The sequence below is a fragment of the Bacteroides ndongoniae genome (assembly GCF_900108345.1).
In the GTDB taxonomy this organism is placed as follows: Bacteria; Bacteroidota; Bacteroidia; order Bacteroidales; family Bacteroidaceae; genus Bacteroides; species Bacteroides ndongoniae.
In genome coordinates, this window is the sequence record NZ_FNVV01000014.1 from 25,734 (window position 1) to 38,385 (window position 12,652).

12 protein-coding genes are annotated in these 12,652 nt (G+C 45.4%); 1 reads left to right on the top strand and 11 read right to left on the bottom strand.

Annotated features, from left to right (window positions below):
* Nucleotides 1–36: 36 nt before the first annotated feature.
* Together BQ5591_RS11100 and BQ5591_RS11105 are read right to left on the bottom strand one after the other, a co-directional pair.
* Nucleotides 37–1,404: a DUF3987 domain-containing protein gene (locus tag BQ5591_RS11100; RefSeq protein ID WP_071149449.1), complete on the bottom strand. Its 1,368-nt coding sequence runs from the start codon at nucleotides 1,402–1,404 to the stop codon at nucleotides 37–39.
* An 11-nt stretch (nucleotides 1,405–1,415) separates the two neighbouring features.
* Nucleotides 1,416–1,784 (bottom strand): helix-turn-helix domain-containing protein, encoded by a 369-nt coding sequence (locus BQ5591_RS11105; protein ID WP_071149450.1) that lies wholly within the window; start codon nucleotides 1,782–1,784, stop codon nucleotides 1,416–1,418.
* A 206-nt stretch (nucleotides 1,785–1,990) separates the two neighbouring features.
* Here BQ5591_RS11105 and BQ5591_RS11110 point away from each other — a divergent pair, with 206 nt between their 5' ends.
* Complete coding sequence (locus BQ5591_RS11110) at nucleotides 1,991–3,118, top strand: hypothetical protein (protein WP_071149451.1); 1,128 nt, start codon at nucleotides 1,991–1,993, stop codon at nucleotides 3,116–3,118.
* Between the two features lie 66 nt (nucleotides 3,119–3,184).
* Here BQ5591_RS11110 and BQ5591_RS11115 read toward each other — a convergent pair whose 3' ends face one another.
* From BQ5591_RS11115 to BQ5591_RS11155, 9 genes are all read right to left on the bottom strand, one after another.
* Nucleotides 3,185–3,952: a mobilization protein gene (locus BQ5591_RS11115; RefSeq protein WP_071149452.1), complete on the bottom strand. Its 768-nt coding sequence runs from the start codon at nucleotides 3,950–3,952 to the stop codon at nucleotides 3,185–3,187.
* Between the two features lie 197 nt (nucleotides 3,953–4,149).
* Complete coding sequence (locus tag BQ5591_RS11120) at nucleotides 4,150–5,256, bottom strand: site-specific integrase (protein ID WP_071149453.1); 1,107 nt, start codon at nucleotides 5,254–5,256, stop codon at nucleotides 4,150–4,152.
* 92 nt (nucleotides 5,257–5,348) lie between these two features.
* Nucleotides 5,349–6,248: a helix-turn-helix domain-containing protein gene (locus tag BQ5591_RS11125; RefSeq protein ID WP_071149454.1), complete on the bottom strand. Its 900-nt coding sequence runs from the start codon at nucleotides 6,246–6,248 to the stop codon at nucleotides 5,349–5,351.
* Between the two features lie 249 nt (nucleotides 6,249–6,497).
* Nucleotides 6,498–7,898: a tRNA uridine-5-carboxymethylaminomethyl(34) synthesis GTPase MnmE gene (gene mnmE, locus BQ5591_RS11130; RefSeq protein ID WP_083380952.1), complete on the bottom strand. Its 1,401-nt coding sequence runs from the start codon at nucleotides 7,896–7,898 to the stop codon at nucleotides 6,498–6,500.
* Between the two features lie 87 nt (nucleotides 7,899–7,985).
* On the bottom strand, nucleotides 7,986–8,480 hold the full coding sequence (locus BQ5591_RS11135; RefSeq protein ID WP_071149455.1) for a GAF domain-containing protein: 495 nt from the start codon (nucleotides 8,478–8,480) through the stop codon (nucleotides 7,986–7,988).
* A 23-nt stretch (nucleotides 8,481–8,503) separates the two neighbouring features.
* Nucleotides 8,504–9,382, bottom strand: a complete 879-nt coding sequence (locus BQ5591_RS11140; protein WP_022162499.1) for a nucleoside phosphorylase — start codon at nucleotides 9,380–9,382, stop codon at nucleotides 8,504–8,506.
* A gap of 168 nt (nucleotides 9,383–9,550) precedes the next feature.
* Complete coding sequence (gene floA / locus BQ5591_RS11145; protein ID WP_022162500.1) at nucleotides 9,551–10,552, bottom strand: flotillin-like protein FloA; 1,002 nt, start codon at nucleotides 10,550–10,552, stop codon at nucleotides 9,551–9,553.
* A gap of 52 nt (nucleotides 10,553–10,604) precedes the next feature.
* Nucleotides 10,605–11,072 carry an NfeD family protein gene (locus BQ5591_RS11150; protein WP_022162501.1) on the bottom strand — a complete coding sequence of 156 codons (468 nt, stop codon included), beginning with the start codon at nucleotides 11,070–11,072 and terminating at the stop codon, nucleotides 10,605–10,607.
* A gap of 25 nt (nucleotides 11,073–11,097) precedes the next feature.
* Entirely contained in the window at nucleotides 11,098–12,528 is a 1,431-nt protein-coding gene (locus tag BQ5591_RS11155; RefSeq protein ID WP_071149456.1) for a tetratricopeptide repeat protein, read from the bottom strand.
* Nucleotides 12,529–12,652: the final 124 nt, after the last annotated feature.

The following is a 12,652-nucleotide window of genomic DNA, read 5'->3' on the forward strand; positions in this document are numbered from 1 at the left end:
AACCCCTCGGTTGCGAAAATGTGCATAGTAACAGGTTTATTTACTGTATTCTCCATGATTCTCTTTTCTGAATAATGTTCCGATGTGGCGTTTTAGAAACATCTTGAAAGCATGTTCCTTCATCCCGTAACTTTCGGCAATACCAATACCTTCTGCCGTAGTAAACCTCTGAGGCAGGTTCAGGTAGATGTTGCGGTGCAATTCGCTCAACTGTTCCTGACTGACGGCAGTCTGCACTTTTACTGCTGTAGTTCGGAAATACTCAGTCAGCAGGATGGCACGGTTCACACTTTCAAGGTCAATCGTATGCTTGTCGCACTCTCCGCAAGTCCATCGGGCAAGCTGGATAATCAAACAAAACCGGATAATGTAGATTTCTAGTTTGCAGTAAATACCTACCAACGCATCATTGGTTTCCATATCACATTGGCGGGCATTTTCATGCTGCCAACCGTAAAGCCGTTGCTTGGCATCTTCATCGAATGGCAGGCATTGAGGCTGCAACTCATTATTCTCGTCATGCGGACAATCCTGTGCGATCAGCTTGTCGATAATCTGTTGCCACTGGATTTCCAGCTCTTCAGGAGTTTCCCGGTCGTTCCATCTGCTTTTCAAGACAGATTCAGGCATCACGAAAAGAATACGGTCTATGAAACCGTTACTCGAACGCTCGCCCTTGACCAGTTCGCCCAGAATTTTCTTTTGGATGGTACCGATAACGGAGATATAGGGACGTCTGATAAAAATGGAACTTTGCGTACTCTTGCGGTCGGAAATCGTGGGCTTGGCATTGAACACCGAAAGCCAGAACTGTTCTTCCGAACCGTTATTGTAACGGTTGAAGTTCTTGAACCAGGCCGACAGCTCGTCCGACCAAAGGCAGAGTCCTCTGGGATTTTGGGCATGTATCAGGCTCAATCCTTCGGGAGTAATATCCGAAACAAGAAAGCGTCTGCGCACGGGAGCCTGCGGAAATTCATCCAAACCAGCTTCCATGCGTTCCTTTTTGCTCATGGACATAGTGCGTTCATACTCGGCATACAGCTTCTGATATTCCTGATTCTGACAATAGTCGTGTTCAATGAATGGCTGGAAAGCGAAACTCAGCGGATGACTTTTATTGGCTCCAGGGCGTCCAATCAGTGCCATGTACAGAATGGGACTTTCCAGCCAGTTGCGCTTCACCTGCACCAGATGGGAGTTGCCAATCCCCACGGCAATGGCCGCAAGGATAGCCGCAGCAACATAATCCACGGGATAGCCCTGACAATCGTGCAAACTGCTGATGATACGCTGAATCCTGATAGGAAAGACTTCTATCGGGAACTCACCGCCGGACATCTTGACTCCGATGCGCACAGCCTCACCGATAATACCTTCTGCTGTTAATTTGGAGGTTTCCATAACCGTGCAGATCAAAAGTTATAGCCTCCCTTTGGTTTGCGTTTCGCTCCATGTACTATCTCCGCTGCCTGTTCCTGGAGCGACATTGCCTGCATCTGCTTGCGCCCGGACTCAATCCATTGCAGCAACTCATCTTCATAGAAGTAGAGTTTCTTTCCTTTTTTATAGGCTGGAATTAGTCCTTTACGCGCAAGCGTGTAGATAGTAGGCTTCGCCTTTCGTGTGATTTTACAGGCTTCGTCAATTTCAATAAGACGATGCTTGTCGGAAGAAGTCTGTGATTGCAGTGCCTCCACCATTTGCCGGATTTGTTCCATCTGTTCTGTGAGATAACCTACCGCCTGCGGCAGCTTATCAAAAGTGATTTGTTCGTTTGCCATACGTACTCGTTTTTAATTGTTCGCTGGCAAAGGAAATTGGTGTTTTGATGGTGGAAAACATCACCGGAATATAACTGTGAGATAACTTTTGATGGGGAGTGTTGGTGTAGCTTTAATAGTATGGTCAATATTTTAATCCTCTCAATTTTACTTAGAAGCTTAATATTTGATTAACTTTGTATATTATAAGAAACAAGTGTCTATTTATGAAATTAAATTTACCATATCCTGCTAATTGGTCTGACTTCCAAGATTTATGTTTTCAGCTTTGGAAAGAAATGTGGAGAGATCCATATGCTCATCATAATGGTCGTAACGGACAAGCTCAAAATGGTGTAGATATATGGGGAATAAATATGTTCGATCGTTATTATTCAGGTGTTCAATGCAAAGGTAAAAATGGGAATTATCAAAGCAAATTGACTACTGATGAAATTGATAATGAATGTAAAAAAGCAGTTAATTTCAAACCAAGCCTTAAATCATTTATTATGGCTACAACATCCCCTAGAGATGTAGTCGTTCAACAGCATTGCCGTAACATTACAGAACAAAACATATATTCTTTCTCTGTAGATACTTGGGCGTGGGATGATATAGAAGATGAGGTACAATGTCGTCCGACAATAATGGAACGTTTTTATCCAGATATAAAAGAAGCATCCCTGCTACATGAAATTCAAATTCCAGTGTTCGCAACGGTTGATAAACTTCATGCTTTTTTTTCACGTCCAGGACTTTTTAATAGTCTAAACCACTTGGCCATTAATATTTTGAAGGATCTTGCTTATGAAATAGCTATTAATGCATTTGAACATGGACGTGCAGGTACCTTCGGAATTAAAGTAGAAAACGATTGTGTTATTTTCACTGAAGATGGTGCTCCATTTGATTATTCCACATTGTTAAAGAATAATGGAAATGGAGGTAAGGCCACAATGAAGTATGCTGCTGAGTTATTTGAAATCAATTATAGATATAATACAAAGAATATTTTAGAGATAGTTTTGCCTAACAACTTAGATTTCCCTAAAGGGGGTTCTAATTATACCATAAATTTTAATGCAAATGAAATTTTTGGCCGAGTGCAGGCTAAAGGCTTTGTTTTAAATGAGTTATGTAAAGTCCCAATGGATTGTAAAAAAATAATAGTTGACATTTGTGGGCAAGTGAATCCTGCAATAAGTTGTTCATTTGTTGTGATTGATATGTTATTGAAACTAGCTGATAAACAAAATATTGTTATCTATTTACCCGAGAATCTTTATTATAAAGAAGATATTATAGGTAAGTATGGTAAATTACCGAATGTTTATATCAAAATCAAGGAGTAGATTACTATATAAAGATAAACTTTCGATAAACGGTGTAAAACAATAATAGAGAGTTATAAATAGAGTTTATCCAATCTTATCATCTAATTTAATACGGCACTCTGATTCGGTATGTGACATTTTACGCTCAATAGTTGAGATTTCCAAGTCGCGAAGGGTATGGGCAAAGACATTTTTGATAAATGTGGCTGTATGAATGCGCTTTATCCCAAAAGCCTTACCAATATTCCAACCAAAGTGCATAATATCAATGCTTTTAAGCTGTGAGTCAACCTTTACGGGCGATATCTTTTGTAAGGTATCGCCTGAGCTATATTCTGCAACGTATGTGCATAGACGGTTGAGGTCTTCTTCACTCATATAGGCAACCATTGTTTGCTTAGTATAATTGAGCACCTTTTCTAATTTGGTTTGAATAACACGATTATTTTCTGCGATAGCATTGGTTCGCATAACTTCATATTCTGAAAGTTCGGAGATTGTTTCTTCAGCGGCAGGAGCAGGGTCTATGATATTGGGAATAGCCTGATTTGAATCTTCAATTGTAAGGGCTTCCGGTTCAGAAACGGTATCATTGTGATTTTCCATCGTTTGAAAAGCAGAGAAACGCAAAAGAAAGGCTTCTATGCGTGGCAACAGAAACTGATTGAAAGTTGTCTGTAAACTGGCATAGATCGCCATCAAAACAATTACTGTTGCAAAAAATGCAACATTACTACTGAAATCGTCAACACCTTTGGATAAAACAAACTGACGAGCTAAAACGCCAACAACAAGAGTACCTACCAATACAAGGGAATAGAGTGCTATATGTTCTATACTTTTCTGATTCATAGTGATATTTGCTAATTGTTTGTGCGCAAATATATGTCATTTCATAGATACCATGTTATAAATCTAAGAAAGTGGCAGCATTTGTCCTCGATATGGTACTTATTTCTATGTCATCTGTGCCACGATAGAATAAAAAAGAAGAGTCCGACTAGGTTTTAACCACATGTCGGACTCGTCTTACGTTACAGAGCTTTATACTATTTCAGTGAAATCTTATTCGCCGTCTCTCGCTTCTTGGAGTTAACCAAATCAGCATAGATTTGAGTAGTGGTGACATTCTTATGCGTCAGCATCTTCGATACTGTGTAAATGTCTGTACCTAAAGAGATTTGGATGACCGCATACGAGTGCCTAAAGCAGTGGAAAGTTATGTGTTTTCTGATTCCGGCTTCGGCAATCCATTGTTTCAGAGGATGATGAGTCATGGATCGGGTTAAACCTTTGAAGACTTTTCCGGTGCCCCATTCGCCACACAGTTCCAGAGCCTCCTGACTGATGGGGAGTGTAGCCTCGGTTTCTGTCTTTTCGGTGCAGATACGGATATAGTAACCTTGATCCGGGCCGACTTCAAAATCACGCCAGTCCAGCTTTAGAATATCACTGATACGTAGGCCTGTCATGCAGGCAAACAGGGAGGCTTGTTTTAAGACTGGAATCTTGCATGGCGTAGCCGCCAGTTTTTTGACTTCATCAAGTGTCAGATACTCTTTCTTGACCTCTTTCCATTCAATCTTTTCCAGAAAGTCGTTCAAGTTCTCACGCAGCATCTTCTCTTTATAGGCTATTTTCAACAAGGCTCGGAAAGTTGAATAATAGCCGGCTGCCGAATTTCGTGAGATGTAAGCATTGGGATGATTGATCTGTTTGCATTTGAGCAGGTAATCCCTGAACTTCTCACACAGTTCCACGGTGACATCACCAAAGGTGCATTTGCCACCGACAAATTTCTCGAAGTGGTTGTAAACGCAATCCCATTTCTCGTACTTTTCTCGTGCTTTAGTCCGGAAATAGGCGAGGAAATCTACCTTTTGTTTGTTCTTATCCAGGAACCCGAATTCTTCATTGATAAGCGACTGGAGACGGATACAGCGGATTGCCTCTGCCTTGTTCAGCATATCCTGATTGAACATTCTTTGCTGCTCGTTCTTGGGCTTGGCATAAATGTAGATGCCGAGGAATTCCCGGCGGCTCATCTTCATCGTGTAAGGATTGCGGATGGCCGGGTAATAATCCAGATAAAGAGATATGCGGTCGTTACGCAATGGTTTTTGTCTCAGTGTTACGTTGGTGCATGTAAGTGTCATAGCTATATTGTTTTTTGATTAATATTTGTTTTTGTTGCAAATAAAATAGGTGTTATGATGGTGGTATTTATCACCGGAAAATAACTTTTGCCTCATTCTATCTTTGGAGGCTCAAAGAACTTGTCCAGCTCTGCCCGCAGGATCTTGGTATATTTACCGACCTTAATACGGGGAATATTATGGTATTTCACATAATGGTAGAGTTGGTCTCGTGTCAGATTGAATCGCTCCATCGCTTCGGCAATGGTGTAGTATTTAGGTTCTTCGGGAGCTATGAGGCCTTTGGCAATGTCCACATGTTTCTTGGAGTAGTACACCATGATGCCGACTTTCTTTTTGGGAATGGCATTCTTTGATACAAAAGAATAGATGGCCGTTAATGTCATGCCAAACTTCTCCTGCATATCTTGCGTGCTGTACCATTCCTTGATTTCAGGATCGGGAGCTTTCTTTGCAAAGTAGTCATCAATATGCTTTTTGCTCCAATAGGTTTTACCACAGTGAAAGGTTCGTGGAATATTATGTTCCTTAGCGATATGAAATATCCAAGAATCCTTTACGCCATACTTTTCCTTAACTTCAGCTGTAGTGTAGAAGTCGATGATGCTCTGCTTGGATTTTGGTAGATGTTTTTTGTAAGGAGAAGCATTATCAAACAGAGCCTCGATGTCTCGTTTCCTGATAATAGTTTTTCTCTTTAACTGGACCGATTTTATCAGGTTAGTTTCTAGATACCTATAAAAGGTAGCCCTGCTGATACCGATATACTTTGCAGCTTCGCTTGGGGTAAAGAAATCTTTGTCAATGCAATCTTCTTTTTCGATTTGCTGATTGACCATTGTTTGGAATTCGCTAACACGCTTTTGCCTTGTTTTTTCTTTGTAGGCAAGGTTAGCACAACGACGCGAACAGCATCGTGTCGAGATTTTGTGGGCAATAAATAATTTGCCACACCACTCACATTTTTTCTGAATGTTGATGTTACTAGCCATTTCATTTATCTTTTTATTTCGCCAAAACTGTATCTCTGCGTATCACTGTGTCTCACAGCGTCTCATTTCTCCACGACCTTGCCAACGATAATCCTCGGATTTTCGTGGTGAGGTACACAGGAGGTACAAAAAATGGCGTAAAAAGGCTTAGCAACGATTATCAACGATACTTGAGCAACAAAAAAGGCGCCCGTAAAGAGCGCCATATTAATCGACTATAATCAATTTAACTATTTGATAATCAAGTATTTATTTGCCGATGCAGAAATTCCTAAATATATTCCCCAGCACCTCATCCGTCTCAATAGTTCCTCCCACAATTTCGCCAAGGTGGTATAGGCATTCGCGGAGATCCTGACTGACGAAGTCACCGGAGAGGCCGATGGAGAGGCCGTCTTGTACGCGGTGGATGGCTGCGAGGGCATGGGTCAGGGCTTCGTAGTGTCGGATGTTGCTTACAACGACGTCGGTTTGCGAGAGGTCGGGTAGGGCGGCAAAACCGATGAGTAACTGCTGGAGGGCGTCAAGGCCCTCTTTCTGTTTAGCAGCAAGGGTAAGGATGTGGGTATCTTGGGGCAATCTGTCGAAGGTGATGGAGGAAGCCTGAGGTGCGAGATCGGCTTTGTTTATCACTAACACAAGGTGTTTATCTTCGCATCGGGGCAGTATCTTTTCGGCTAGTTGCTGGTATTGTTCGTGGGCACAGGTAGCATCGATCACCCACAGGACGATATCGGCCTGCTCCAGCTTCTGGAAAGTGCGTTCGATACCTAAACTCTCAATGGTGTCGTGGGTGTCGCGTATACCGGCCGTGTCGATAAAGCGGAAAGTGATGCCGCCCAGGTTCAGGGTATCTTCGATAACATCGCGCGTGGTACCGTGGATGTCACTAACGATGGCACGTTCTTCGTTTAGCAAGGCATTCAGCAAGGTAGACTTGCCGGCATTGGTTTCGCCTACAATAGCTACAGGGATACCATTTTTCAACGCATTGCCTACACTGAACGAGTCGGCCAGGCGGCTGATAACCGTTTCTATTTGGGAGGCGATGGCTTGCAGTTCCGAACGGTCGGCAAACTCCAACTCTTCGTGGTCGCTGAAGTCCAGTTCCAGTTCCATAAGAGAGGTGAGGTGCAGAAGCTTATCACGTAACAGGGAGAGTTCGTGGCTGAATCCTCCCCGCATCTGGTTCATAGCCATGCGGTGGGTGGCAGCCGAGGTCGAAGCGATAAGGTCGGCTACAGCTTCTGCCTGACTCAGATCCATTTTGCCGTTCAGGAAAGCCCGTTGGGTGTATTCTCCTGGGCCTGCAGCACGGCATCCGTTTTTAAGGAGGAGTTGCATTACCTGCTGAAGAATATATGACGAACCGTGACATGAAATCTCTACGGAATCTTCTCCTGTATACGAATGGGGAGCACGGAATAGGCTGATTAGTACTTCGTCTATAATTTCGCCTGTATTCGTGCGGATTTGGCCGAAAGCCAATGTATAAGCAGGACGTTCGCTCAGGGACTTCCCTGTGGCAGGTGTGAAGATCTTATTGGTGATGCTGATGGCTTGTGGCCCGGACACACGGATGATGCCGATAGCACCGCCTTGGGCAGTGGCTATGGCACAGATGGTATCGTTGGATAGTTGTATGTTCACGTTGTTTATCTCTCTGAAAAATCTGTTCTTTTTATGGCTTGCAAAGATACGTCATTCGGATTACATCGCGAAATGTAGTTTGGAGAATTATGATTGCGGATAGAGGACTTGGGTAAGAATGAGTACTGTTTGCTCCAGATATTTTCGGTCGGTTTCGTCAAAAGTGTTCAGCTGGTCGCTGTCGATATCAAGCACACCTTTTACTTCGCCGTTGGCGATGATGGGCACTACAATTTCAGATCGTGAGAGCGAACTGCATGCGATGTGTCCGGGGAAAAGGTCGACATCAGCCACGACCTGAGTCTTTGCTTCGGCCCATGCGGTGCCGCATACCCCGCGTCCTTTCCTGATGCGGTAGCAGGCTACGCTTCCCTGAAAGGGACCTAAATGCAGTTCGTTGTCATTTACCATATAAAATCCTACCCAAAAGAAACCGAAAGCTTCTTTTAAGGCTGCTGATGTGTTGGCCAGTATGCTTACAGCATTGGTCTCGCCTTCAATCAGCGGCGCATATTGGGTGAGGAACGCCTGATAGCGTTCCTCTTTACTCATATTTTCATTCGTCTTGAAACTTGCTTCCATTTGATCTGTTTTTAAGGAAACTGTTAGATGCGGTCTAATACTGTTTTAATCAGGTCGTCTATCTGATTTTTGTAGCCCGTATTGGCTTCCTTGATCAGTCGGTTGGCTATAACCATACATACGGTAGTAGCCTTGTGCCCCATCAGACGGCTCAGTCCAGCCAGGGCCGAACTTTCCATTTCGAAGTTGGTGATGCGGTGTCCCTGATATTCGAAACATTCAATTTTCTCGTTCTGATGCGGGTCGGCCAAAGGAATACGGAGTTGGCGTCCTTGCGGACCGAAAAATCCGCCGCATGCCACCGTTACCCCGCGTACCATGTCCTGACGGGCAATGCGTTCTACCAGTTCCTCGTCAGCATGGATAACGTATGGAGCAGGTGCGCAAAGGTTGCCGCTCCATCCCAGGTGGTTCAGCAAGGCGCGTTCCATGGGCAGGTCGCATACAGCATTACGTCCGGCATAGAAATTGAGTAGGCCATCGAAGCCGACAGAGATTGCAGAACAGATGAAAGTACCTACGGGAGTATAGGGTTGCAGACCGCCGCATGTGCCGATACGTACGATTTCAAGCTGGCGGAAGTGGTCGTTCTCCTCGCGCGTTTGGAAATTGATATTAGCCAGTGCGTCAAGTTCGTTCATTACGATGTCTACATTGTCGCATCCGATACCGGTAGACACTACAGTGATACGCTTGCCCTGATAGCTGCCGGTAATAGTACGGAATTCACGGCTCTCAACTTCGCACTCTTTATTTTCAAAATGCGAAGCAACGAGGGCTACACGGCCAGGGTCGCCTACAAGGATTACTTTGTCTGCCAGCCATTCAGGCTTTACATGCAAGTGGAAAACGGAACCGTCTTCGTTGATAATCAGTTCGGAAGAAGGAAAATACTTTTTCATAAGCGTAGGTGTTTTTTTAGCTGCGAGTTATAAGCTCCGAGCTGTTAGTTTTTAGATTATGAGTTTTTGAGTCTTGAATGACGAGCCATAAGCTATAAGTTCAGATTCTAGTAATTTGTTGGTGAAGAAAGGGGGATGAACTTACAACTTATGACTTGTCATTTCGCCTTATTTATTCATTGGCTGACTGCTTCCGCCAGCAGTGGGACGGGCGATGGTTTCGCGCATGTCGGTATCAGCCTGAATATTTTTCATGCGGTAGTAATCCATGATACCCAGATTGCCGTTGCGGAAAGCTTCGGCCATGGCTTTAGGCACTTCGGCTTCAGCTTCTATCACTTTGGCGCGGGCTTCCTGAGCCTTGGCTTTCATTTCCTGTTCGCTGGCTACGGCCATGGCACGGCGCTCTTCGGCCTTGGCTTGGGCGATGTTCTTGTCGGCGTTGGCCTGATCCATCTGAAGGGCGGCACCGATGTTCTTACCTATGTCGATATCGGCGATGTCGATGGAGAGAATCTCGAAAGCGGTGCCTGCATCCAGTCCTTTGCGGAGTACGAGTTTAGAGATGGAGTCGGGGTTTTCGAGCACCGACTTGTGGCTTTCGCTCGAACCGATGGACGATACGATACCTTCGCCTACACGGGCCAGTACGGTGTCTTCGCCGGCACCACCTACCAGCTGGCGGATGTTGGCACGAACGGTGACGCGTGCCTTGGCGATGAGCTGGATACCGTCCTTGGCTACGGCGGTGACAGGCGGAGTGTCGATCACCTTGGGATTTACGGACATCTGTACAGCTTCGAATACGTCACGTCCGGCCAGGTCGATGGCAGTAGCCATCTGGAAGGGCAGGTCGATGTTGGCTTTGGCTGCCGATACCAGTGCGTGAACTACTTTTTCTACGTGTCCGCCTGCCAGGTAGTGGGCTTCGAGTCCGTCGCGGGTAATGTTGTTCAGTCCGGCTTTGTGGGCCTCGATCAGTCCGGGCACGATGACATAAGGCGGTACGTTACGGATGCGCATCAGGAAGAGTTGCACTAACGAAATGTTCACTCCTGACACCTTGGCCGAAAGCCAGAGGAAGAAGGGTACGTAATGGAAGAAAAGTACCAGAAAGATGATGCCTCCTACCACGAGGAAAGCAGTCAGATACAGAGAGCTTGTGTCCATTGCTTTAGGTTTTAAGTTATTGAGTTTTTAAGTTTTTGAATCTTTTGTAATTTCATTTTTGTTTTTCCACCAGTATGACGCCGTCGGTGATGCGGGTCACTACGATGGGAGTCTTCTCGTCCAGCAGACCGTCGGCCGACTTTACTTCGACGATGTCGCCTCCTATTTCGGCATATCCGATCAGGGCCAGACGGGTGGTGCAAATGCCCGTATCGCCTACCTTGACTTTCGCTTCGGCCGTACGGTCGATTTTCGACGAGATGTCTTCCTTCAAGGCCAGCTTGTCGAGGGTTTTCGACCGCATGAACAGTATCAGCGACCCTATACATCCCAGTGCCGAAATAACCAGGGTGATGAAGCCGGCCATCGTTCCCATGTGGGCAAAGGCGTAGTAGTTGGCAAAGACGATGCAGCCTCCTGCCAGAATGCCTGCGATACTGATGCCGGGTACGACAAACAGTTCCACCAGAAAAAGGATAATCGCGGCGACAATAAGTACGGCAATGATAAGTATGTCCATAGTGTTTTTCGTAATATAGTTTTTGTTATTTGATTCCTTTTTCCTGCTGGCGTACCAAGATGGCTGTCTGGTCTATTTCATCGGCAAACTGTTCGATACGCTTTTCCAGATCGAGCATGCCCGGAGCCATTTTTCCTCTTTCAGTTTGTGGAGCCGACGCGTAGCGTTTACGCAGATCGTCCAGTTTATTGCTCTGCTGGGCATAGCTGTTCTCCAGCTGACGGTATTTCTGGAATGTTTTCTTAGCCTGTGGCGAACGGAAGTCGGCCATCTTATAGTACACGGTCTGGTCGTCGATGACGAATTCGAAATCGTGTTTCTGTTTTACTTCCTTCTTCTCGGTAGAAACATCTTTGAGCCGTTGCAGGGCTTCGGTGACGAGGTCGTTGTCTACCCAGGTCTGTTTGATAGAGCTCAGGCGTGCCAGGGCGAGGAGCTTTTCGTGTTCCATGTTTTCGTAGCTGTACACCTGTTTGGAGGTGTTGGGGATGAAGACATAGACGCATACCTTGCCTTCGGGCTGGTGGCGGTCAGAAGCAAACCATCCCAGATTGTTGTATTCGTCGACAACGTACATGTAGTCGTTATAGGGCGAGTTGAAAGGCATACCGACGTTTTGCGGATTCAGATAGGTTCCGTTCTGAGTGTTGTAACGGGTGACGAAGATGTCGTATCCGCCTATCGACTCAGGGCCGTCGGCTGCATAGTAAATGGTAACTCCGTCGGACATGACGTAGGGATAGTTGGCATTTACCTCTCCGTTGATAGAGCCGGGCAGGGGAGTACCTTTGCTCCATCCGTCCTGACGTTTGTTACTGGCCAGAATATTCAGGGTACTGTCGGCCGGCTGGTATTCGGAATAGTAGATTTTGGTGCCGAGCTCGGTTTCGTAAACCGTTGTTTCGCTGGGCTCCCGGTCTTTGAAGTATTCGTTGTACATGAACAGCTTGCCGGCTTCCGAACCTATTTTGTAGGTTTTCAGAAAGTCTTTCTTGTCTACGACGAAACTGTCGACGATGCACACTTCTTCTACACCCCTCAACTGTCGCAATCCGATTTTGCTTTGTTGAAGCAGGCTTTCGGCCTGATCGGTCGAGCGTTTGCGCTTTTTCAGTTCGGCAATGTATTCTTCGTATACTTCGACAGCCTCTTCGAAACGGTACACCTGGTGGTAGGCTTGCCCCAGATAGAGCTGCCCGCTGGGGGTGCGCCGCTTCACAGCCATCTCCAGAGGCTTCACAGCCTTTTCAGCCTCGCCGGTCTTCAGGCAGCACACGCCGTACCACAGATTGTAGTTACCGTTCGAGGGGTTCGACTTGATAAGGCGTTGGAATGCCGGTTTGGCCTGTTCGTATTCGCCTTTCTCGTACAATTCTTTGGCTTTGGCCAGTGTCTGCGAGTAGGCACCGGTGCCCAGCAGGCAGGAGAAAAGCAACAGGATATATTTCTTTTTCATATTTTTATTGTATTCTTTATGCTATCAAAAGTTCAAAAATACAAATTAATCGCGAATAAAGCCCTTTTCGCTGATTCTATTATGTTAATTCTTCTTTAAATCATTCTTTTGCGTTATTTTTGTG

Bases quoted from the DNA above. Each gene is read 5' to 3' on its own strand.
- BQ5591_RS11100 (WP_071149449.1), bottom strand. From the start codon at position 1,404: ATGGAAACCTCCAAATTAACAGCAGAAGGTATTATCGGTGAGGCTGTG.
- BQ5591_RS11105 (WP_071149450.1), bottom strand. From the start codon at position 1,784: ATGGCAAACGAACAAATCACTTTTGATAAGCTGCCGCAGGCGGTAGGT.
- BQ5591_RS11110 (WP_071149451.1), top strand. From the start codon at position 1,991: ATGAAATTAAATTTACCATATCCTGCTAATTGGTCTGACTTCCAAGAT.
- BQ5591_RS11115 (WP_071149452.1), bottom strand. From the start codon at position 3,952: ATGAATCAGAAAAGTATAGAACATATAGCACTCTATTCCCTTGTATTG.
- BQ5591_RS11120 (WP_071149453.1), bottom strand. From the start codon at position 5,256: ATGACACTTACATGCACCAACGTAACACTGAGACAAAAACCATTGCGT.
- BQ5591_RS11125 (WP_071149454.1), bottom strand. From the start codon at position 6,248: ATGGCTAGTAACATCAACATTCAGAAAAAATGTGAGTGGTGTGGCAAA.
- BQ5591_RS11135 (WP_071149455.1), bottom strand. From the start codon at position 8,480: ATGGAAGCAAGTTTCAAGACGAATGAAAATATGAGTAAAGAGGAACGC.
- BQ5591_RS11140 (WP_022162499.1), bottom strand. From the start codon at position 9,382: ATGAAAAAGTATTTTCCTTCTTCCGAACTGATTATCAACGAAGACGGT.
- floA (WP_022162500.1), bottom strand. From the start codon at position 10,552: ATGGACACAAGCTCTCTGTATCTGACTGCTTTCCTCGTGGTAGGAGGC.
- BQ5591_RS11150 (WP_022162501.1), bottom strand. From the start codon at position 11,072: ATGGACATACTTATCATTGCCGTACTTATTGTCGCCGCGATTATCCTT.
- BQ5591_RS11155 (WP_071149456.1), bottom strand. From the start codon at position 12,528: ATGAAAAAGAAATATATCCTGTTGCTTTTCTCCTGCCTGCTGGGCACC.